Below are 20,486 nucleotides of genomic sequence, written 5' to 3' on the forward strand. Positions count from 1 at the left end.
CCACACCTGCATGAGAATAATTTCCCTGGTACTGCTATCCATCTTCCTGGCAACAGGTACGCAGGCACAAAGAACAACCAGCTCAGACAGTAGCAAACCCTTTGTGATGGGCCTCGTGGATGAACTGTGGTCTAAACAATTGGGCGAAAAAGAACCGTCAATATCTATCTCCCCGAAGGTTACAATAAACAGGATACGGTACGATACCCGGTAATCTATCTGCTGGATGGCGCTGCCGATGAAGATTTTATACATATTGCCGGGCTCATTCAATTCAATAACTTTTCCTGGATCAACCGCGTTCCGCCCTCCATCCTGGTTGGTATTGTAAATACCGACCGGAAAAGGGATTTTACTTTCCCTACCAGCGTTAAAAAGAGCAGGAACAGTTTAAAACAGCCGGTGGTTCCGGCCAGTTTATTTCCTTTTTGGAGAAAGAACTACAACCTTTTATCAATAAAAATACAAGGGTAGTGGCAAAGACAATATGCTGATCGGACAATCGCTGGGTGGATTGTTGGCAGCCGAGATATTACTGAAGCATCCCCTGCTGTTTAATAAATATATTATTATCAGCCCCAGTTTATGGTGGAACAATGGATCCCTGTTGGATCAACCATCCGCCCTCCTGGCCGGCAAGTTTGCACAAAAAACCGATGTCTATGTGGGGGTAGGGAAGGAGGGACTTACACCCACTGCCAATCCCCGCGTAATGGAAGTGGATGCCAACCTGCTGGTGGATAAGATCAAAACAACCCAAAGCAAACAGGTTACCGTTCAATTCGACTACCTCCCGCAAGAAGATCATGCCACCATTATGCACCTCGCTGTTTTTAATGCACTTCGTTTACTGTATCCCCTGGCAGCTCATTAAATAGACCAACTTGCTTAGGGTGAGCCGCCTTCTGCGGGCGGGTTGCCCTCTAAGGGCGGCTCACCCTAAAGAGCCTCCCCACAGTCGCCAGCCTCTGGCTGGTGACGGTTATTTCAAAGCCGCTGGCTTTGTTGATGCCGTCATCGAAGTCTTAGAAAGGTTGCTTCCTCCTTTACCGACAAAAAAGGGCTTTAACCGCTATGAATCGGCCTCTACCTATTTGCCGTTGTACCATGGCCGGGCGGGGCGTAGATTTGTTCTCACGTTATTGATTTGGTTGGTAAATGATTGATCCTTTGGAAAGTATAGCCATGAATGGGACCTGCGACGGCAGGCCCCATTTCTCTTTTATGATTACCAGTTATTCATTTGGTCTTTATTGACCCTTTCCGGCTGCTCCGGCGCCTCCACTTTCCAGTTGGGATCGTACTTCACAAAGAAAGCCAGCCAAAGCGACCGTGCCAACCGCATCAGTAAGGGCTGCAATCCGATCAACAACACACCATTCACCGCCATCCAGTAAAAGAAACGGTTGTCGGCAGTACTTAAACCAATCAACACCCACCAGGCAACCAGCGATGCTACGCTGACGGCCACCGACAAGGCATAACTTACATAACTGGAGCCATAATAAAACCCCACCTCCAATTCAAAAGCCTGCTTACACACCGGACATTCCTCATACATTTTCATCGTACGCATAAGTTTATAGGGATTGGGTTCCACAAACATATTGCCCCTGCGGCAACGTGGACATTTGCACCTAAACATATTCAAAGCACTGGGAGTAGGTTCTTTGGCGGTTGTTGGCATTCCTATTACATGTATATTTTCCATGATCAGTTATTTTCTGTGTAAAATTGTTTCCGGAACTCATCCGGCGTCATACCCGTATACTTTTTAAAGAACCGGTTGAAGTAAGAGTTGTCCTGGAAATTCAAATCATAAGCGATCTCTGTTACCGTCATCCGGGCATTGGTCAACAAACGTTTGGCTTCCAGCAATACCCGGTCGCGTATCATTTCACCCGCTGTTTTGCCCATCAGGTCCTGGCACAAGGCATTGAGGTGGTTGGGCGTAACATACAACAGATCAGCATACTCCTTCGGCAGGCGGATAGAACGGTAATGCGTATCGATCAACCGCCTGAACCCCCGGAGCAAGATGAGCTTTTGCTGTGGTATTGCCTTATTGTTATGTGCTGCAAGCGATTGGTCGATCAGTAGAAACACTTGCAGCAGCAATACCCGGACCATATCTGTTGGGAGCTGTTGGTTATTACCCCCTGTTCCAATATCGACTCAAATAGATGGGCCACCTCCTGGTGTATATCCCCGGCAATTGACCTACCCCTTCCTCACTAATGCCGCTAAAGAATGGGAAGCGATCCAGGTAATGCGGATGCTGTAAGAATACCTTGAAGAGGTTCTCCGAAAAGTTAATGATGAAGCCTTCCATATTACCCTCAAAATGCCAACTGTGCACCTGCCCGGGTATCATAAAATAAACCTGGAAGGGTTTTATATCAAATGTGGTAAAGTCGATAGAATGCGTACCCTTTCCTTTGGTAAAAAGTACCAGGTGATAAAAGGAATGGCGGTGTGGAAAATGAAGCTGTTCGTAGTACTTGTGCAGGTAGCTCGAAAGCCGGTCCACCAGTAAGTCGTCATTGGCCCCTTTTTCCTGGCTGATGCTGCAAATATCATACACCGGTATGTTTTCCTTTGCCATGGTGCGCTGAATTGTGAAGCAAAGCTACATCCGAAAAGTGCAATGAATATGGTATAATTTAAGGCTTTAATGGCACTATTTACTGATTGGTGACTTTGGGTGGGTCGCTCTCTGAGAGCGGCTCTCCCTGGGCCTGACATAGTAAGAGGAAGTATCAAAAATAAAATTAGGGCTTGAGAATCGTTTAAACGGTCTCAAGTCTCCGACAGGGACCCGAATAAAAAGAGGGTGTATCGTACTTTTTACACCCTCTTTACTGAAAGCCTGGGCATTTCCCCTTATTTCTTCTGCTGTTTGTTTTTCAAAGCAATGGCTTCCTGCATCTTTTTGGCTTTATCAAAGCCTTCGGCATACAGGAGCAATTTATTCCGGTGAGAAGCAATATCCGGTGTATCAACAGGTTTGCCAAAACTGTTCATGAGGAAGGAAAAGTCCCCGCCTTGCCTGATCGAATTCACGCCATGGCAGCCCTGGCATCCGCCCATGGTAACATAATTTCCATTGTGCAATCCATTGGGCTGGTTATTGAAAGGGTCATGCACATTGTCACCGTGAAACCTGGCCAGCGAAGGGTTGGATTCTATTACATAATTGGCCAGGAAATAACTAAAGGTGGTAGAATCGCTGGTGGGTTCTCCCTGCACCCCCACCAGGCGGTAATATTGCAGTACATTGTCCTTGTTTCGTTTCTTTAATTCGGCATGTATATAATCGGAAGAGGCTTGTACCACCTTGGGTATGGGATGCAGGCGGGGATAATCCACCGTCAGTGGTCCCTCCTTATTATGATCAAGGATCTCAACATAACCCATCTTGTGTTTTTCTACATCAACATGCTCCCAGGTAGCAAAGATAAAATTCTGGTAAAACTGAGTTTTATGAATGATGTGCATACCAATCAGGGCATATTGCGAATTGATATGATACACTTTTTTGGAAATAGAATCCTGTTCATACGAGATTACTGTGCGGGTAATGAAGGTATTGCTGTCTTCATCAGGCGCCAATCTTCTCCAGGCTGTTTTTACTTCCATAACACCGATTCTCCCCCTGTTAAGGTCGCCGCGTGGATTTTCACCGCAGGGCAACTGGAAGAATAGTGGAGGGCATGTATAACAAGTGCCATCGTACCGGTGCCGGGGGCAATAAGACGTATCCGTGGCAATACTCTTCACCACCCTCGCTTCCTTTTCGTATAAGATCGCTTTTTATTAGCGTATGTTAATAGATAATTGTACTCGTCATAATTGCACTTGGCCTGGTACAATACCAGGTTGCTTTTGTTGGGAAAAGCATCCGTGCGACCATACAGATAGCAACTTCCGATCTCGTTATTCTCATCGAGGTTATTCCACAATTTAAAGCTGGCATTGGAGCCAGGCTTTGGTTCATAGCCTGAACCCATACTGTAATGGGGGCCTACATTGAATTCCTGCAAATTATCGTCAAAGGGCCTTAGTTCACTCCGGTGGGCATAGGTTTCCCACACGGCCAGGTCGGGATACTTACCGGGCGTATTATAATTCCAACTGCGATCGGGCATGTCACGACCAGCACTGTTGCCATAACCTGATCTCCAGTGAAGGGCCAGGAACTCATTCCAGGCAAAGGAGATAAGTGCTACACTATCGGAGCCCTTTTCCAGGCTATAAGGAGCCCTGGCCGAATCAAAATAGATTTTGAAATCAAACTTAGTACCGGCTACATTATCTTTCTCCTGATCCCCGGGTTTGGTAGCAGGATCCTGGCAACTGAAATAAAAAACGGCAGCAGTAAACAGACCTGCAGCAACGAAAACGATCTTTCTCATAAGTTGATTGAATTTTGTTGATGGAATCAATATCATTTAATGCGAAATGACAGGGACATAACCTTGCTGATATCGTACTGATTGTGACATAGCATTAACAATACAAGTAACCTTGCAATAAAACAGGGCGCTAACCGAAGGAATTGATGTGAGGTGGAAGAGAATGACTACCTTGTTTGAACCCGGTAGCCATAGTTAGTGATCTGTAGAAAAACAACTGGAAATGAAGGTAAGAACAAATATCATATAGCCAAAAAAAAACTAACTGACAGGTACGGGCGGAAACAGCTGGGTGTTGAGTATCTTTGACAATCGCCCACTTTCATGGAATCGCTATCGTTCAATGTTAAACCTTCACGTATATGGATCAGCCAGTAAATCCCATGCCATACCCGCACCAGAACATCATTCCTTACATCATGACCGAGAATGTGAGCCGCTTGATTGAGTTTACAAAAGCAGCATTTGGCGCAGAACTGAAATATAAATTGGATCGGCATGATGGCGCCATCATGCATGCCGAGGTGAAAATTGGTAGTAATGTGATCATGATGGGTGAACCTACACCACAGTTTGGCCCCATGCCAGCATCCCTCTACCTGTATGTACCGGATTGCGACAAAACCTACGCAGCAGCTTTACAGGCAGGCGGCATTTCCATGGCCGAAGTAAAGACCATGCACCATGCCGGCGAACGGTATGGCTGTGTTAAGGACCTGGCCGGAAATATCTGGTGGATCGCTACCCATGTAGAAGATATGTCGCTGGAAGAATCCAAACGGCGCATCAAAGAATCTTCCGACTAATAGCTACTATTTGATGCTGACAATTAGTATTTGCATCTGATTGAATAGGGTTGATTTGTTTACTGCTGCTTCGACCCAGACTTCCGCTTAATGCCGGGCTTCAGACTGGCGTTTTATTCAGCTCGTATTGCGAATGGTAGTATTTTCAAAAGTTCAACCCCGCCTGTTTGTGCCTGTGTATAATTCTTGTTAACCTTGTACCAGCAACCTCTCCAGCCTGTTTTTTCTTTGTCGCGCTTTTTCTCCGTACAGCATGATTACAACTACCAACCGTTCCCATTATAGTTGCCGCGGTTAGAGTATGCGTAAAATGGTTAAAACGTGATTGCCTTTTGATTAAGTTCAGTACACGATACTCTGGAAGTACAAAAAAGACGCATTGCCAGAAATAATTATCACTGCGCCTCGAAGAAAAAAACTGGAAATTAAATAAGCTATTTCATGAAAGAGTTTTTGTTTTATATGAGTTGTATAATTTTACTGTTGCAAACTCAATGCAAAGGGCAGACAAAATCCGCAAGTTATCAGTTAGAAAAAGGAACATTTCAATTGCACTTTGAACAATACGAGGTCGATTCTTGTTTTTCTGATTTGTTAAACTACATTGCTTTAGCTGATTCTTCTCATTCTCGTTTCCCACCTGACTTGTATTACTATTCATCACAATTTGATCAGGCGACCAGTTATAGCACAATAACGATTGTCCCAGAACGATGGACAATGGATGTGTCTGCCGGTTGCTCAGGGATTGATAGAAGAAGGGGGAATGTCGTTTGTTTGTTGTGGGAAATTTAAAGCAAGTCCTTTATTTAGAGATCAAGGTGTTAAAATAAAAAGAATATTGTGGTACGCGATTCAGCTAAGTTTGACTCCTTGATTCAATTGGGCGATTTACTGACTGGGGAAACTCTCCTACTGCACTATTTGGAACATATAAACTTTGTCACTTAAATCCAATTGATTTGCATATTAATGTAGGAATAAAAATAAATGGTATTGGAATTAAAAATTAATAATAAGCGCTGATATTTATATTCTAGGCTTGCATCAATACGAGTTGATTTGAATAAAAAAGCAGCAATAGATAAAATAATTAACCAATTAAAATATTGGTAATCATAATGAGAAGTCTGGTAGTTTTCTATTTTATTATCTCCTCCCTTACATCTTTCATTCAGAATACACATGAAATCTTTAAAATAATTGCATTGAATTATTCTGTTCCTCGACTAACCCTATTCTGACCATTTTCCTGGCATTCCGGTATCTTACAAGTGCACCCTACCTTAAGACAAGGTTAAGGCTACCTTAAGACAACCTTAAGGCACCCCATGAACTGTCTATTTTGCGCTAAAACGTGGCGAAATGAGGCCGCAAAAAGCCCGGACTGCCTTGGTAGGACAATCCGGGCCGAGATGAGAGGTGACACTTTTCGTTTTCGTGGCAAGGGAAAGGTGTCACCTCTTTGTACTCGTGCCCTTATACCCTAAGGTATTACCGTTGTACCCGTATCATTCACTCGTTGTATCAACGTTTTGGGCGTTCGCGTATCCCCGAAAAGTTATTACTGATGATCGATGTTCCATAGGTGGTATTGATATAAATACCATAATGATTTCCTGGCCATAGAAACCCCGGCGTATCACTGATAAAAGTATTGTCCTGTATCGTACAGTTGGCTGCATTGAAAAGAGATATCCCATGCTGCGCAAAGTTCCGGATCGTATTGTTCCTGATCAGGATATTGGCATGATCGAATGAAACCGTCGACATGCTATCAACAAAATTGTTGTTGATCCCTACCGAGTCGATCCTATTGATACGGATATTGATGGAGCCTGCATCTGCTCCCAGGTTGTCAAATCCGCAGGTCCGGATATCATTGTTCTGTATCCAGATATCCCGGCTGTACAAACCATTGTACCAGAAATCCGCCTCATTGTACAACGCAATCGCAGGCGAAGAACAACCATAATACTGATTGTTTTCCACCATGCCCTTGGCCGACCGGATGATATTACCCCGCGCCCGCACCGTAAAGCGGCTATTACTGATCATAAACCGTTCATTGCGCAACGAAGTATTGTACAGTTGCACATTTTGCTGCAGGTCGGTCAGCCCAATATCTACCATGCTATCATAATCCGCCGTAGGAATGGCCGGCGAAAATTGTACCCGGTAAGCCCCGCTTTGCAGGTAAACGGTATCCACGGTGAAATTGGGGCTCATCACCTTGCCCGTTTTAGGTGTAAAGATGCGGAACACATGCCCCTTCTTCAGGTTCATAAACTCATTGTTGGTGAGCGTAAGCGTAGTCGTGCTCACCTTTGTTTTTACAAAGATGCCCTTATTGTACAGCGCCACCCCATCATCGGCATTACCTATAAAAGTGCTGTTCTCCACCCAGGGACCAATGGCATTGGCCCGGCAATGCACCCCATCCGCATTGGCCGATACCAGTCTGCTGGCATCTTTCAAGGGCGTTTGACAATTGAGCACCTTCATATCACTGCCATCGTAGGAATAATAACAGCCAATGGGACTGGCATAGTTAACCACACTGTCAAATACCAGGTCCGTACAATTGCGGGTGCTCATCAACGGCCCCACATTGTCACGCGCTACAATAGATAGCACATCACCCACCGCAAAGTATTTACCAGCCTTGCTGCCGGTACGATAAATATTGTAACTGGGCGTATCCTTACAGGCCAGCGGCGTTACATCAGCCGGCCCAATTCCAAACGTATTGTTGTTGATCTTCTTCAAACTGCCGGGATCGGCAGGATCTACCAGGTAGGCCCACGACCAGTAATTGGTAAACGAAGGATTGTTATAAATGGCCGGATAGTAGGGCGACATTTTGCCCGTCACTCCACGCAACCGTACATTGATGTTGAGGGTATTGCTGTCCGAATTGTTCACCCCGGTCACATCCAGCAGGGAGTGGGGCAGGGGATCCCAGTCAACAAATAACCGTCGTACCGTTACCCGGTTGCTATTGGCTATTTTCATAAAGCCTACATGCGCGTGGTTTTTGATCAGTATCTGCGCATTGTTGCCTTCAATGATGAGGTCATTGATATTGCCCGTATCAATGGCAAATAGGCCGGTAAGCCCCGCATCCAGTTCATACGTAGCATTGGGCGTAAAAGCCAGAACCGCCGGCGTATTTAGGATGGCTTTGCGTAAGCTGTCCTTAATGGCTTGCAGGGTGGCACCGGCAGGAACGGTATAGGTTCTTGCCGGATGGGCTACAGTATAGGTATAGGTGGCCGACCAGCTGCTGATATCCGTACCCGCCTGGTCCTTGGCCCGTACCCGCCAGTACACATTGCCCAGCGGTAATTGGCTCACCGGTACAAAGCGCGTGATGTACAGATCATTGCGGGCAACGATGATATTACTGAAGCCCGCATCAGTAGCCACTTGTATATCGTAACTGTAACCGTTGGTGACCGACTGCCACAGGAAAGAAGGATTGCGAACATAACCTGTACTGTTATTCACAGGAGCCGACAAGCCCGGTGCACTAATGGCGTATATTTTATCAGTGGCAGCCGTCAATACCAACAGCAAAGCCACCATACGTAGTATAGTTTGTTTCATGCAAATGCCTTTAAGGATTAATAAATGAACTTGCTGGTGAGCAGTTGTCTCTGCTGAGCAATAAAGCTGGCGGTGTATACACCGCGGCCACTGGCGCCCATTAGCAGCGGATAGCGGTTAATGCCTTTTACCGTGATAACGTTCCGCGTATAGAGCAACCGGCCATTGAGGTCATGCACCTGCACTACGCCCTTTACTGGGACAGGGGTGGTAACCGCAGCCAGTACGGCACCGGGATGCCCATTGGTCATCACTTGCAAACTATTGACTGGCGTTGCTTTGTTGGCTGTGCGCATAAGTGGCGCTAATGCCTGTGGCACCATGGCCACACTCCTGAAAGCAGTATTGCTGTCGGCCTGTGCAATGATGGTCGCCTTCAGGCTGGAGAAGTTGGCATTGTATCCGGTGCTGTCGATATACCGGATCACCTCACCACCTATATCATTTCTGCGTACAGTATACAGCGTTACAATACCATCCTGCTCTACACCTGCAACGCCCCGGTATTTGTCGGTAAATACACCAATCGTACCATTGTCCATCCAGCTGCCGGATACCAGCGAGTACTTACGCAGCACATTGTTGTCTGCTATATACACCACATTCACCGTATCACTGCCATTGAGCCGCGTCATAAAAAATTGAAAGGGACTGCCACCGGAGGAAGGATAACCCGGCAGGTTTTGCATCGTTTGTCCCGTGGTGGTGGGTAGCCCACTGCCTGCCCGCGCCAGGCGCACACCCGTAGCTGTAGAACTGGCATACAGCTGCCCGTCATAAATACCCAGGCAACGGCCTGTCAGGGTAGTGACCAGTGTATTGCTGGTACCCGTACTGCCCACGGTGGCATATACGATGCCGCCATTGCCGCCGGTTACCCATAGGTCAGTACCATTTACAACCGCACCCCGTACCACCACGGTATTAAACCGGTTGCTAAAAGCGGTAGTGGTGTTTACCGTGCAGGCACCATCAATTACGGCCACGGTTCTGTTGACCGAGGCGCTGGTGGTTGCAGTCACACCGGCTGTGCCCGTAGCTGCATCATAACCGGCCAGTGCCAGGTATTGTCCATCTTCTGATCGACTGATAAAACCTTCGGTGTAATCTGTTGCCAGCGGTGGGAGGGTAAGACGGCGGTGAGCGCCACTTACTGCAACCGGTAGCGCAATGCTACGTTGTAGCTCCCCGCAAGGGTTGTATTCATCCAGGAATACCGGTTGCGCCATGCCGGCTGTCATAGGAGCGGGGCCGGTACCTATTCGCACTACCACGATATTTCCGGCGCCAAAGGATTGTGCACCGCTGCTAAGCGTGCACAGCAATAGAAGGAGAAAGAGAACTGTTCTCATATAGCAAGTATTGGTTTTGCAAATCGTTGTACCCACAATCTTTGCAAAAAACAATACCTGTCAAAACAATCAGTCCACATTATTTAACTGGGAACCTTCCCTGCGTCCGGGAATGTTCCCATCGTACCCCAGGCGTTTCAATACCTGCTTGTGCAAAGTATTTTGGCTGCCTTCCCATTTGACCTGCCAGCTGAACTGATCCAGCTGTATAAAATAAATAATGGTGAAAACCTGTTTGGCTCCCAGACAATTCAAGGGGCTTTTATGGGATTTGAGTTTTTAAGCATTTCAAGGGTACTAACGCAATATAATAACCGTAAGGTCATTAATGAGGAGCATCCCGAATTCCAGGATCCCAAATTGCACAGCTCACATCCTGAAAAACCATAAAATTGGCAGACTTTATACGCATTGGATACCAATATTTTGTGACCATTCTGGTAATTTTGCCGGCATTGATCTCGATCCGGATACCAAGGGAATAAAGGGACAGGTAATTAACTTCGGCAGGGATGAAAGCCTGAAGTTCCAGATTGCTCCCAACCTTACAGCTTTCCTGGTATTCATCAGGAAGCGCATCGAAAGCGGTAAATGTGACAAAGCCATTGTGCTGGAGGATGAAGACGAAAAAAACTTATAGCTATGGACTCCGGCCCCAGAGCCACCTCCTGGATGATCTAAAGAAAATAATTGTTCAGGGAAAAGAGTGATCATTACCTGGAGGGTTTGCCGGCAGCCGAATGAGTAGCTACTATAAAAACAATAAAACTCCCCACCGCTGCCAGCGTACGTATCAGGTGGTAAACACCCCAGGTATGTAAGATCACTTTCCAGTCAATGGGTGGATTGGTGGGCTCCCAGGTTCTCATCAGCTGCAGTTGAATTATTGGCAACTACAGCCCAAAGGTTAATTATGTTTGAAAGCAGCCCTATTTTCTTACAGGCGCCTTCCATATATTGTCCGCCTCATTACTATCCATGAAAATGCCCCCATCCAGCTTTAAAGAGACGATAGATTTATTGGTATTAAGTCCTACAGTAGCCTGACGCTCATTGCCACGCCAGATAGCAGGCGTCTGGTGAAAACTGTCCTTACTGCCATCTGAATACACTACCTGTACATCGAATGGAATGGCAAAGCCGCCCACATTGTCAACGGTCAACGTATAACCCTTGGGGCCCTTTACCAGACTTTTTACCGCTATATCCATATGGTGAAAACTAAAGAGCCAGTTGTTCCAGAACCAATCAATACTACGCATGTCGGGCGCGATAAACAGCTTGAAAAAATCCCAGGGTATCGGATGTTTACCGTTCCACGCCTGCATGTATCTGTGCAGCGACTTTTTAAAACGCGCATCGCCCATCATGTCTTTAGCTGCCAGGTAAGCCAGCGCCGCCTTGGTGTATTGATTGGCTGTGAGCGCATAGCCAGTCAACGAAATGCCGGGCGTTATAACCGGTACTTCAAATTGAGCAGAAGGATCCTGCACCATCGGCGCCACCCGGATCATTTTAAACAGACTGTCGGCCACCGCTGGATTTTCTGCGTGACCAATCAGGTATTCAAACGTCGTAGCCCAGCCCTCGTCCATGAATCCGTACCTGGTTTCATTGATGCCCATATAAAAGGGCATATACGTATGCGCAATTTCATGCCAGGCGATCAGTTTGGTCATGGTCGTATCCGAATCACAGGTTTCATCGTTGATCATCATGGGGTATTCCATATCCGCATACCCCTGGAATGCCGTCATTTTCTCATACGGATAAGGGATGCCCGGCCAGTTGCGAGATAGTGTATGGAGGGTATGCTGCGTCCACCGGGCCATATGCGGAAAGTCCTTGGCCGTATCATGGTATGCTGCCTGTACACTGGCCCGCCGTCCCGTAGCATCATCTACGATCGTACTGGCCGCTTCCCATACATAATGATCACTGATCCCAAAAGCCATATCCGGAATATTGCTGGCGGTAAATTGCCAGGCATTCACCGCATTTTGTGTAGTTACCCGTTGAGCCTGCCAATCTGCCTTCGTTACCACCGGTATCACCACATCACTGGTCAGCGATTGCTTGTAGCGGTTGACTATCGCTGGTTGCAACAGCGTTTCGGGTTGCTGTAAGGAGCCTGTACCCCATACGATGAAATTGGCGGGTACTTTTACCGTTACCGTATAATCATTGAAGTCGCTGTAAAATTCATGCTGATCGTCGAAGGTACTACGGTCCCAACCACTGATATCATCATTCACCGCAATACGCGGATAGAAATAAGCCAGGAAGAAAGTAGTAGAATCGATCATGCCTTCCCGGTTGCTGGATACCGATACATCATAATGCCAGTTAAAGCTAAAACGTACGGAATCACCTGGCTTTACCGGCTGTGGCAACTTCACCCGTTGCAATACAAACCCATCGGGGTCGGGCCAGGTTTGGGATGCACCATTTACTGAAAAGCTATCCACATGTACACCAGAGGTGAGGTAGGAGGCTCTTTTATTACCCGACCGTGCTGCGCCTGGTTTATGGATATTGAGCAATAACCGGAAAGTGGGGTATTGGATGGGTGCAGGACTGTTGTTGAAATACACAATCTCCTGTTTGCCCTGGATCGTGCGGCTGGGTGGGGCGGCGGTGATTTCAATATTGTACCGGGCCTTGTTTTGCCAGTAAAAGGCTGTGGGTGTTCCCCTGTGCCAGCGGGTTTTATTTTTATAAGCTTGCTGTACTTCACGCGGCATATACAAGGGCGGGTCCTGGGCCTGGCTGGCGAATGACACGATAAGTAGAAAAAGGCAAATTGGCAGACAACGGTGCATAGCGTGATTTTAGGGATGCCAAGATAAGGATTATGCAGGAAATCAATTAGTTGATGCGCAGAATGTAGTATATTTCGACATCAAAACTAACCCATGATCCGGAACATCTTGCTTGTCACCTATCGCCATCTCCTCCGCAACAAAGCCTATACTTCTATTAACATATTGGGTCTTGCCCTGGGCATCGCTGCCTTTCTATTGATTGGCGGTTACGTACGCTTTGAAGAAAGTTATGACAATACCCATCCCGATGCGAATAATATTTATCGTGTAGAAAGCCAGTTTTATAAAGGAGCCGACCTGATCGACGATTGGGCTACCAGTACCAATGGGTATGCCCGCGCCATGAAAGAAAACCTGCCCGGTATTGCCTCCTATACACGTGTTAACTGGCAGGGAGCAGAACGTGTCATACGGAACAATGATGTCAAGTTTCGTGAAGACCATGTGGTATATGCTGACAGCAATTTCTTTTCCTTCTTCTCATATCCCTTATTAAAAGGGGATGCGGCTACTGTGCTGCAGGGCGTCAATAGCCTCGTGATATCCGAATCCGCAGCCCGGAAATATTTTGGCAATGCCGATCCCATGGGCAAAATGCTGGATGTATCCACCCAGTCCAGGACCTTTCAGGCCATGGTGACCGGTGTGTTTAAAGACATGCCCAAAAACTCCACGCTGCAACTGAATTTCCTCCTCTCCTGGGCTTCCACGCCCGAATGGCAAAAGGAATTCTGGTACCAGCATGAATCCTACACCTTTGTTAAGTTGGTCCCCGGCGCCCTGGTGTCTGAAATAGAACGCCAGTTCCCAGCCATGTCCGAAAAGTATAAAACAGGGCCCGCCATGAAAGAACAAAAATGGGGCATCCGGTTAATGCCTTTAAGAGATTTGCACCTCAATGCCGCCAAGCCCTACGAAATAGAAGCCAAGGGCAACCGCTTTTTCATCGGGTTCCTCAACATCATTGCTTACATCATATTACTCATTGCCTACATCAATTATATCAACCTGGCCACCACCAAATCCATGGACCGGGCACGCGAAGTAGGTATCCGTAAAATAAATGGTGCTCCCGTAACCCAACTGGTTGGTCAGTTCCTGCTGGAATCACTGATCGTTAATCTCCTGGCCCTCATATTTGCTATCCTGGTGGTAATGGGTTCTGTTTCCTTCCTGCCACTTTTCCTGAGCACCAATGGACTGGATGGCTTGTTACTCAATAAGGACCTGTTTATACATACCGGACTGGTATTTTTGATTTGTACCCTCGTATCGGGTATTTACCCCGCGATGATATTGGTAAAGCTCAAACCCATCACCATATTGAAGGGGAAATTCTCTTTTTCTAAGAAAGGCGTGCTGTTGCGCAAAGGTATGGTGGCCTTCCAGTTTGTAGTTTCCATCTTACTCATTGCTGGTACGGTAGCTGTATACCGCCAGATCAGTTATATGATGGACAAAAGTACCGGCGTTAACATCGATCAGACCATTGTGATCAAGGCACCTGTAAGAACCAATGATTATGCCCAGAAGATACAAAACCTCAAGGCATCCCTACGATCCCTCCCTGGCGTGCAGGCTGTAACTGCTTCTGGTGCGGTGCCCGGTAAAGCGGTGGGCAAGTCCCTGGCCAATAAACGCCTTGGTGCTTCCGCCTCCGATGAACGCCTCTATGAAATGTTGAAAGCCGATCATGAATTTATTAGCACCTATGGTTTGGAGATCATTGCCGGAAGAGAATTCGACCGTAGCAGGCCTGCCGATTCTACAGGGGTTATCCTTAACGAATCTGCCGTACATCAATTCGGCTTTACCTCCCCACAGGCTGCCATTGGTCAAAAGGTATGGTTGGAAACAGTCGACAAACAACCCAATGAAGTGATCGGGGTCATCAAAAATTACCACCAGCAATCACTCCAACAGAATTATACCCCCTTTATCCTGTTTATGGATCCGGCACTGAGCTGGATACCGGCCGACTATTTCTCTGTAAAGCTCAATGCCGGACAAATACGCAATAAAGTTGCGGCCCTGGAGCAAACCTGGAACCGTTATTTCCCGGAATCATCTTTCGACTTCTTTTTCCTGGATGATTTCTACAACCGTCAATACCAGCAGGAAGTACATTTCAGTCGCAACTTCCTGATCTTCTCCTCCCTGGCCATCTTTATTACCTGCCTGGGCTTGTTGGGACTAACGGCCTATTCAACTGCCCGGCGTATCAAAGAGATCAGTATCCGCAAAGTATTGGGTGCTTCTGTTCAAAATATCCTGTTGCTCCTTACCTGGGATGTGATCAGGCTCATCTTGCTTTGCAGCCTGGTAGCCCTGCCCGTGGCCTATCTATTGATTGTGCAATGGCTCAATGGCTATGCCTTCAGGGTATCCCTGAGCTGGTGGCAATTTGTATTGCCCGTTATAGCCTTGGTGATCATTGCCCTGTTTACCACCGCATCACTCACCGTAAAAGCAGCCCTTTCCAATCCCACCCGCTCCTTACGGGACGAGTAGCACATCTAATAGGTCATATCAGAGGTGACACCTTTTGTTTTCGAGTCAAAGGAAAGGTGTCACCTCTTGATGGAAAACTTCTTTTTTGAAAAATATAATATGGTTTGTCCTATTCGACATGATTCAATCGTCGTAAGGGCAAACCATAAATTGTATATACCATGAAAGAGTTCGTATTGATCTTCAGGAGCAACCGGAACCCCCATGCCAATCCATCACCCGAACAAATACAGGCAAGGATGAACTGGCTGGGCGGCATTGCTTCCCAAAACAAATTGGCCGATAAAGGCAATCGTCTTTCTGCCAGCCAGGCCAAGCTGGTAAAGGGAGGTAATCTGGTAGCCGATGGTCCCTATACCGCCGCGACCGAGTTCATCAATGGGTATATGATCGTAAAGGCCAACAACATTGAAGAGGCCGTTGAACTGGCCCAAACCAATCCCATTCTTAAAGCGGGTGGTAATGTAGAAGTAAGGGCCGTACTTACCCCCGACGAGAAGGATTAATGTTGGTGTCAATCAGTGCAAAGAAGCAATTCGCTTGGGCGACAGGTAAGACCGCCATAAAGTGGGTTGCTTCTTTTAATTGTCAATATAACAAGTAAATATCCCCTATAACAGGTTAATATCTGGTAGCCGGTTCTTTTGATGTCTTAGTATATTTATTGCCGGTATCAACACTCCATTCATTTTTTCCCCCTTTTGCAAAAGGCATCCCTACCCGTATTTACTGCGCAGTATCATACACGATACGCCGGCAGCGCCTGCTATTGGCAGCGCCTCCTGGCGGTAGGATCGTAATGCCTCACTATTACTTACATTAAAACCTGTTTTATGAACAAGTTAAAAACCTGTTTACTCTTTTATTGCCTTGTTATGGGGGCATTGACGGTGCAAGCCCAAGCCAATATTGCACCACAAGCCACCGCTTCTACTTCCTTTGTATCTTCCTGGGAAACAATTGTTGCCTTAAATGATAATTTCACACCCGCCAATTCCAACGATAAATCCCATGGCGCTTATGGCAACTGGAACAATCCAAACTCACTGCAATGGGTACAGTACGATTGGGCACAAACCTACTCAGTAAGTTCCATTCAGGTATATTGGTTCAACGATGGGGAGGCGTGCTTACCCCTACCACCGCTTATGCGGAGTATTGGAATGGTTCGGCCTGGGTCAACCTGGGCAATGTACCCCTGGCAACCAATGCCTTTAATACCTTGAGCTTTACCGCCGTTAACATGAGCAGGATACGCGTTACCATGCGCAATACCACCCAGTCTACTGGTTTATTGGAATGGCGCGTGATGGGCACAGCAGTAGGAGGGGGCACCGGTAATCCCTTTACCTGGCCTTCCTATTCTCCTACCATTAGCTACAATTTCCGCGATGAATTTCCATCCCTGCCTACCCCCGGCAACGTATTGAATGATTGTCCGCAGGTAGTAGGTACGCAGTCATCACAGTGGTGGACATTCCGCTGGGGACCCAATAAGAATGCACTAGTTACCACAGCCGCCATAACCCCCATGTTGGCGCGCTTGAATACCGATTTTGCCTACTTCCGTGACCAGATGGGCTGGCCACCCGACCTGCGGGCCAAAAATGGTTACCGCAGCGCCGTATACTTGTATGGTTCCGGCTTATGTACCGACAATGCCCCCAATACTGCTTTAGGTGGCTGACAAAGCGCTATTAATTACAACGGCGTTAACTGGCCAATGGTATTGGCTTCTTATTACCCCATCTATAGCTATGATCCAGCTTGTCCTTATGCCGATAGGGAATCGCAAAAAGCGCCATGGTACATGAAGGCATCCATTCCGTACTGGCCGATCTGCCCGGTGTAAAACAATCCGCCTGGTTTCATGAAGGCGGTAATGTATGGTTGCAACAAACAGCAGATGCCAGAAGGAACAACAATTTTGGATCCATGGGCGATTTGAATGGTACCGATTTCATCGCGCCCTTTATGCCCATAGAATGCTATTCAGGTTGGTTGCAGGATGGCAGCTTTGGCGGTCCTTCGGCCGAAGGCGTGAACCGTTATAATTCCAGCGGTCAGCAATTGTGTACCTGGCGCACTTACCTGGGCGGCCATCAATACAGCAGCTCCTTCCCCACCTTTTAGGCAATACCTTGGGTGATGGTGCTGTACCCTGGATCTGGCGCAATGCGCCCAACCGCGTATTGGAAGGTATTGCTTCCGGTATCGGTGTAGCACAAATGCGCCGGCTGATTTCCGAATACCGCGCCAAACAAGCCCTGGTCGATTTCGGGCCCTGGAAAAATGCCATCCTGGCTTTGCTCAATGCCCACTTTGGACAAACCATTCAGGCCGAATGGCAACCCTCCTGGCTCAACCCCGCAGCATGGACCGCTACTCCTTATGTAGTGACCACCAACAATGCAGGATTGCTTACACCCGAAGCACGCACCTTGCCCGGATGGTCGGGCGCCAACCAAATCCCTTTGAACGTTACGGGCAATATGGTGACCGTTAACTTTGAACCCATTGGTGCTAATATGACCTGTCAACTGGTATACCGCTCCACTACCGGCGTGCCTGTATACAGTCAGATTGTATCCAGCGGCAACTGTAGCTTGCGATTGGATACGCCACCAGCCAGTGGGGTAGTGATTGCTGTGATCACCAATACCGACTATATCTACAATGGCGAAAGCTCCCGCACCACCAAGTTCGATTATCGCCTGCGCCTGGTAACAGGTGCTACAGGTGCTGCTGCCGTCAATACCAAATGGTACAACTCCGCTACCCTGGCTACCGCAAAAGTGGCCGGTAAGGAAGCCGCCATTGGTATCGATATGTCTAAGTACTGTACCCATGCTTATCAACATACCCGAGAAGTAGCAGCCGTTAAGAAGATCATCAATCCCGATAAGTTTCAACTTTATCCCAATCCCGTAATCACCAGCAATAAAGTATACCTTGAGTTTGTGAATCACGCCAAAGAGAAAACCGTTATCTCCATGGTGTCCCTGGCAGGTGTGAAAGTGTTTGAAGCCATCACTACCGGCAACAATTATATTATTGATCCGAAGTGGTTGCAAGCCGGCACCTATATCGTCACCATTAAAAATGCTACCACCAGCAGTACACAAAAACTATTGGTGAAGTAAGAGAGTCCGGAAGTCCGGAAGAATGGAAGTCGGAAAGACCGAAAGTCCGGAAGTCGGAAGACCGTAAGTCCGTAAGTAAATTCGTAATAATCGAAAATGCTTACGGACTTGCTGTTTTTACCCCCGCCCGCTTATTTCTCTGTTCATTGCCTTCTTCTGTATGCTGTCTTCTGTCTCCTGTATTCTTCTGCATTTTCCTAAAATGATGCTAATTTGTAGCCTGTTAGCAAAGGTTAATCGTACCAACAGCCCGATATGGATACCAACAATATGGCATACCAGGTGATACAACCCGATCCCTCCCTGGAGGATTTTGTAGAAAGCTATTGGATGCTGACCATGCAGGAGGAGACAGCGCGCGAGGTGATCGTATTGCCCGATGGACGTATTGATCTCATTTTTCCCATTCTGCTACTGTACCCTTCCATGTCGTATTATTGGGTTTAGAACTGAACCCCTCACAAGCGATTATACCACCGAAAACTACCATGTTCGTGGTAAGCTTTAAGTTACTGGCCGTAGAATACCTGTTCAAAACCAGTTTCTCCCATTTACTCAATGAAGGTCACCAACTGCCTAACGACTTTTGGGGAATAGGGCCTGATGGACTCCATGACTTTGGCGCTTTTGGTAGTAAGGCCACCGCCAACATAAAAGAAAACATTACCGGGAAAACTGATAGCAGAAAGCAACAACTATTTGACCTTATCTACGCATCTCAAGGAGCAATGACCGTGAAAGTACTTTCGGCCAAAGTGTTCTGGAGCAGCCGGCAGATCAATCGTTACTTCAACCAGCAGTTTGGCCTCTCACTAAAAACCTACTGTAATATTTTACGTTTCAGGGCATCCCTGCAGCAGATCAAAGCAGGCAAGCTCTTTCCCGAACAACACTTCGCCGACCAGGCCCACATCATACGCGAAGTGAAAAATATGCCGGCGTAACCCCTGGAGAACTGTTCAAGAATAAAAACGACCGGTTTATACAATTCTCCGCCACCACCAGGCAATAGTTTTGCAGTTGAAACTATTCACAGTATTATGTTGGTAAAAGATAAAATATATGCTGGCTATGTTAGAAGGAAGAGGGGAATAAACTCATGGCAGCTTGATACCGCCAGGTCTCGGAAACCACTTCCGTAAAGACCTTCACCTGCTGTAAATTTTCGATCCTGGATAGCTCTTCCCGGATATTATCCATTTTGCCAAATGCTTCAATGTTGTTATAACCTATCAATACTAACAATTGGTTCAGCGAGCCACCATCTGCCATCTCATACACCAGGAAGTTTTGCACTCCTTTTGTTTGGTAATTGGTCTTTAACTTTTCAATACAAAGTTTGGCTTGTTCAATATCCGTAACCGTCAGCGTAATGTACCGCAGAAAGGTTGATTGCAGACTGGTCGCATTGGCTATACTAAGTTGCGGGAGGAACTTAACTTTATACGATAACTTAAAGTTGCCAAAAGGCTCCGTATGCAAAGCATTGTCGGCATGATCACCTGCCGGATTAACCGGCTTGTCAAAATCACTCCAGCTATGATCAAACGTAGCATCTATGAAATAACCCACCCGCGGTCCTAATATTACGTACCAGCCATACCAGCTCCAGGTGTCCTTATTGGCGGCATGCCATTGCAGGTGTTTCTTATAGCCCTTCTCAAACTGTTCCCCTTGCCCCGGTTTGGGGTGCCACACCGAAAAGTGAGCAATGGTATTGGTTTGGGCAGCCGTACTGGCCACGACCAACAATAATCCGATCGTTAATAATTTTCTCATGGCTATAGACTTTCTGCAAGGCTCCCACATTTCTCCTAAATCCTGG

Annotated in this window: 24 protein-coding genes; 14 read left to right on the forward strand and 10 right to left on the reverse strand. The window is 47.0% G+C overall.

From position 1 onward, the window contains the following. The first annotated feature begins 10 nt into the window (after positions 1 to 10). From RS881_RS19745 to RS881_RS19750, 3 genes are read left to right on the forward strand one after another with little or no spacing between them, the layout of a single operon-like run. Positions 11 to 214, forward strand: coding sequence for a hypothetical protein (locus RS881_RS19745; RefSeq protein WP_315822638.1), 204 nt, complete (start codon positions 11 to 13; stop codon positions 212 to 214). Further along, on the forward strand, positions 163 to 474 hold the full coding sequence (locus RS881_RS59700) for an alpha/beta hydrolase-fold protein (protein ID WP_350340228.1): 312 nt from the start codon (positions 163 to 165) through the stop codon (positions 472 to 474). The genes RS881_RS19745 and RS881_RS59700 overlap by 52 nt, the downstream gene beginning before the upstream one ends. 13 nt (positions 475 to 487) lie before the next feature. Continuing rightward, positions 488 to 874, forward strand: a complete 387-nt coding sequence (locus RS881_RS19750) for an alpha/beta hydrolase (RefSeq protein WP_315822639.1) — start codon at positions 488 to 490, stop codon at positions 872 to 874. Between the two features lie 354 nt (positions 875 to 1,228). Here RS881_RS19750 and RS881_RS19755 read toward each other — a convergent pair whose 3' ends face one another. The 5 genes from RS881_RS19755 to RS881_RS19775 form a co-directional block, all read right to left on the reverse strand. Then, a complete protein-coding gene (locus tag RS881_RS19755; RefSeq protein ID WP_315822640.1) occupies positions 1,229 to 1,711 on the reverse strand; it encodes a DUF983 domain-containing protein in 483 nt (160 codons plus the stop codon). A gap of 2 nt (positions 1,712 to 1,713) precedes the next feature. Then, positions 1,714 to 2,130, reverse strand: coding sequence for a helix-turn-helix domain-containing protein (locus RS881_RS19760; RefSeq protein ID WP_315822641.1), 417 nt, complete (start codon positions 2,128 to 2,130; stop codon positions 1,714 to 1,716). A 22-nt stretch (positions 2,131 to 2,152) separates the two neighbouring features. Then, a complete protein-coding gene (locus RS881_RS19765) occupies positions 2,153 to 2,605 on the reverse strand; it encodes an AraC family ligand binding domain-containing protein (RefSeq protein ID WP_315822642.1) in 453 nt (150 codons plus the stop codon). Between the two features lie 278 nt (positions 2,606 to 2,883). Continuing rightward, positions 2,884 to 3,783: a hypothetical protein gene (locus RS881_RS19770; protein ID WP_315822643.1), complete on the reverse strand. Its 900-nt coding sequence runs from the start codon at positions 3,781 to 3,783 to the stop codon at positions 2,884 to 2,886. After that, complete coding sequence (locus RS881_RS19775; protein WP_315822644.1) at positions 3,777 to 4,415, reverse strand: hypothetical protein; 639 nt, start codon at positions 4,413 to 4,415, stop codon at positions 3,777 to 3,779. The genes RS881_RS19770 and RS881_RS19775 overlap by 7 nt, the downstream gene beginning before the upstream one ends. A gap of 362 nt (positions 4,416 to 4,777) precedes the next feature. Here RS881_RS19775 and RS881_RS19780 point away from each other — a divergent pair, with 362 nt between their 5' ends. Further along, a complete protein-coding gene (locus RS881_RS19780; RefSeq protein ID WP_315822645.1) occupies positions 4,778 to 5,221 on the forward strand; it encodes a VOC family protein in 444 nt (147 codons plus the stop codon). A 441-nt stretch (positions 5,222 to 5,662) separates the two neighbouring features. Further along, a complete protein-coding gene (locus RS881_RS19785) occupies positions 5,663 to 6,016 on the forward strand; it encodes a hypothetical protein (RefSeq protein WP_315822646.1) in 354 nt (117 codons plus the stop codon). A 732-nt stretch (positions 6,017 to 6,748) separates the two neighbouring features. On the opposite strand, the gene RS881_RS19790 is transcribed toward RS881_RS19785, so the two are convergent. Both RS881_RS19790 and RS881_RS19795 read right to left on the reverse strand, forming a co-directional pair. Then, a complete protein-coding gene (locus tag RS881_RS19790; RefSeq protein ID WP_315822647.1) occupies positions 6,749 to 8,830 on the reverse strand; it encodes a right-handed parallel beta-helix repeat-containing protein in 2,082 nt (693 codons plus the stop codon). 17 nt (positions 8,831 to 8,847) lie between these two features. After that, positions 8,848 to 10,182 (reverse strand): hypothetical protein, encoded by a 1,335-nt coding sequence (locus RS881_RS19795; protein ID WP_315822648.1) that lies wholly within the window; start codon positions 10,180 to 10,182, stop codon positions 8,848 to 8,850. Between the two features lie 328 nt (positions 10,183 to 10,510). Here RS881_RS19795 and RS881_RS19800 point away from each other — a divergent pair, with 328 nt between their 5' ends. Continuing rightward, complete coding sequence (locus RS881_RS19800; RefSeq protein WP_315822649.1) at positions 10,511 to 10,822, forward strand: SMI1/KNR4 family protein; 312 nt, start codon at positions 10,511 to 10,513, stop codon at positions 10,820 to 10,822. 73 nt (positions 10,823 to 10,895) lie between these two features. On the opposite strand, the gene RS881_RS19805 is transcribed toward RS881_RS19800, so the two are convergent. After that, positions 10,896 to 11,051: a hypothetical protein gene (locus tag RS881_RS19805; RefSeq protein WP_315822650.1), complete on the reverse strand. Its 156-nt coding sequence runs from the start codon at positions 11,049 to 11,051 to the stop codon at positions 10,896 to 10,898. Between the two features lie 60 nt (positions 11,052 to 11,111). After that, positions 11,112 to 12,965 carry a M1 family metallopeptidase gene (locus RS881_RS19810; protein ID WP_315822651.1) on the reverse strand — a complete coding sequence of 618 codons (1,854 nt, stop codon included), beginning with the start codon at positions 12,963 to 12,965 and terminating at the stop codon, positions 11,112 to 11,114. A gap of 132 nt (positions 12,966 to 13,097) precedes the next feature. Here RS881_RS19810 and RS881_RS19815 point away from each other — a divergent pair, with 132 nt between their 5' ends. From RS881_RS19815 to RS881_RS19850, 8 genes are all read left to right on the forward strand, one after another. Next, positions 13,098 to 15,518, forward strand: coding sequence for an ABC transporter permease (locus RS881_RS19815; RefSeq protein ID WP_315822652.1), 2,421 nt, complete (start codon positions 13,098 to 13,100; stop codon positions 15,516 to 15,518). A gap of 161 nt (positions 15,519 to 15,679) precedes the next feature. Beyond that, positions 15,680 to 16,024, forward strand: a complete 345-nt coding sequence (locus tag RS881_RS19820) for a YciI family protein (protein WP_315822653.1) — start codon at positions 15,680 to 15,682, stop codon at positions 16,022 to 16,024. Positions 16,025 to 16,351: 327 nt separating this feature from the next. Next, complete coding sequence (locus RS881_RS19825; RefSeq protein WP_315822654.1) at positions 16,352 to 16,744, forward strand: hypothetical protein; 393 nt, start codon at positions 16,352 to 16,354, stop codon at positions 16,742 to 16,744. Next, positions 16,645 to 17,205 (forward strand): hypothetical protein, encoded by a 561-nt coding sequence (locus RS881_RS19830; protein WP_315822655.1) that lies wholly within the window; start codon positions 16,645 to 16,647, stop codon positions 17,203 to 17,205. The genes RS881_RS19825 and RS881_RS19830 overlap by 100 nt, the downstream gene beginning before the upstream one ends. 116 nt (positions 17,206 to 17,321) lie before the next feature. After that, complete coding sequence (locus tag RS881_RS19835; protein ID WP_315822656.1) at positions 17,322 to 17,651, forward strand: hypothetical protein; 330 nt, start codon at positions 17,322 to 17,324, stop codon at positions 17,649 to 17,651. A gap of 8 nt (positions 17,652 to 17,659) precedes the next feature. Beyond that, positions 17,660 to 18,661, forward strand: a complete 1,002-nt coding sequence (locus tag RS881_RS19840) for a T9SS type A sorting domain-containing protein (protein WP_315822657.1) — start codon at positions 17,660 to 17,662, stop codon at positions 18,659 to 18,661. 255 nt (positions 18,662 to 18,916) lie between these two features. Continuing rightward, on the forward strand, positions 18,917 to 19,108 hold the full coding sequence (locus tag RS881_RS19845) for a DUF6597 domain-containing transcriptional factor (RefSeq protein WP_315822658.1): 192 nt from the start codon (positions 18,917 to 18,919) through the stop codon (positions 19,106 to 19,108). Between the two features lie 47 nt (positions 19,109 to 19,155). Next, positions 19,156 to 19,605, forward strand: coding sequence for a helix-turn-helix domain-containing protein (locus RS881_RS19850; RefSeq protein WP_315822659.1), 450 nt, complete (start codon positions 19,156 to 19,158; stop codon positions 19,603 to 19,605). A 130-nt stretch (positions 19,606 to 19,735) separates the two neighbouring features. On the opposite strand, the gene RS881_RS19855 is transcribed toward RS881_RS19850, so the two are convergent. Then, positions 19,736 to 20,440 carry a hypothetical protein gene (locus RS881_RS19855; protein WP_315822660.1) on the reverse strand — a complete coding sequence of 235 codons (705 nt, stop codon included), beginning with the start codon at positions 20,438 to 20,440 and terminating at the stop codon, positions 19,736 to 19,738. Positions 20,441 to 20,486: the final 46 nt, after the last annotated feature.

This window comes from Paraflavitalea speifideaquila (genome assembly GCF_032395985.1).
In the GTDB taxonomy this organism is placed as follows: domain Bacteria; phylum Bacteroidota; class Bacteroidia; order Chitinophagales; family Chitinophagaceae; genus Paraflavitalea; species Paraflavitalea speifideaquila.

Bases quoted from the DNA above. Each gene is read 5' to 3' on its own strand.
- RS881_RS19745 (WP_315822638.1), top strand. From the start codon at position 11: ATGAGAATAATTTCCCTGGTACTGCTATCCATCTTCCTGGCAACAGGT.
- RS881_RS19750 (WP_315822639.1), top strand. From the start codon at position 488: ATGCTGATCGGACAATCGCTGGGTGGATTGTTGGCAGCCGAGATATTA.
- RS881_RS19755 (WP_315822640.1), bottom strand. From the start codon at position 1,711: ATGGAAAATATACATGTAATAGGAATGCCAACAACCGCCAAAGAACCT.
- RS881_RS19760 (WP_315822641.1), bottom strand. From the start codon at position 2,130: ATGGTCCGGGTATTGCTGCTGCAAGTGTTTCTACTGATCGACCAATCG.
- RS881_RS19765 (WP_315822642.1), bottom strand. From the start codon at position 2,605: ATGGCAAAGGAAAACATACCGGTGTATGATATTTGCAGCATCAGCCAG.
- RS881_RS19775 (WP_315822644.1), bottom strand. From the start codon at position 4,415: ATGAGAAAGATCGTTTTCGTTGCTGCAGGTCTGTTTACTGCTGCCGTT.
- RS881_RS19780 (WP_315822645.1), top strand. From the start codon at position 4,778: ATGGATCAGCCAGTAAATCCCATGCCATACCCGCACCAGAACATCATT.
- RS881_RS19785 (WP_315822646.1), top strand. From the start codon at position 5,663: ATGAAAGAGTTTTTGTTTTATATGAGTTGTATAATTTTACTGTTGCAA.
- RS881_RS19790 (WP_315822647.1), bottom strand. From the start codon at position 8,830: ATGAAACAAACTATACTACGTATGGTGGCTTTGCTGTTGGTATTGACG.
- RS881_RS19795 (WP_315822648.1), bottom strand. From the start codon at position 10,182: ATGAGAACAGTTCTCTTTCTCCTTCTATTGCTGTGCACGCTTAGCAGC.
- RS881_RS19800 (WP_315822649.1), top strand. From the start codon at position 10,511: ATGAGGAGCATCCCGAATTCCAGGATCCCAAATTGCACAGCTCACATC.
- RS881_RS19805 (WP_315822650.1), bottom strand. From the start codon at position 11,051: ATGAGAACCTGGGAGCCCACCAATCCACCCATTGACTGGAAAGTGATC.
- RS881_RS19815 (WP_315822652.1), top strand. From the start codon at position 13,098: ATGATCCGGAACATCTTGCTTGTCACCTATCGCCATCTCCTCCGCAAC.
- RS881_RS19820 (WP_315822653.1), top strand. From the start codon at position 15,680: ATGAAAGAGTTCGTATTGATCTTCAGGAGCAACCGGAACCCCCATGCC.
- RS881_RS19825 (WP_315822654.1), top strand. From the start codon at position 16,352: ATGAACAAGTTAAAAACCTGTTTACTCTTTTATTGCCTTGTTATGGGG.
- RS881_RS19835 (WP_315822656.1), top strand. From the start codon at position 17,322: ATGGTACATGAAGGCATCCATTCCGTACTGGCCGATCTGCCCGGTGTA.
- RS881_RS19845 (WP_315822658.1), top strand. From the start codon at position 18,917: ATGGATACCAACAATATGGCATACCAGGTGATACAACCCGATCCCTCC.
- RS881_RS19855 (WP_315822660.1), bottom strand. From the start codon at position 20,440: ATGAGAAAATTATTAACGATCGGATTATTGTTGGTCGTGGCCAGTACG.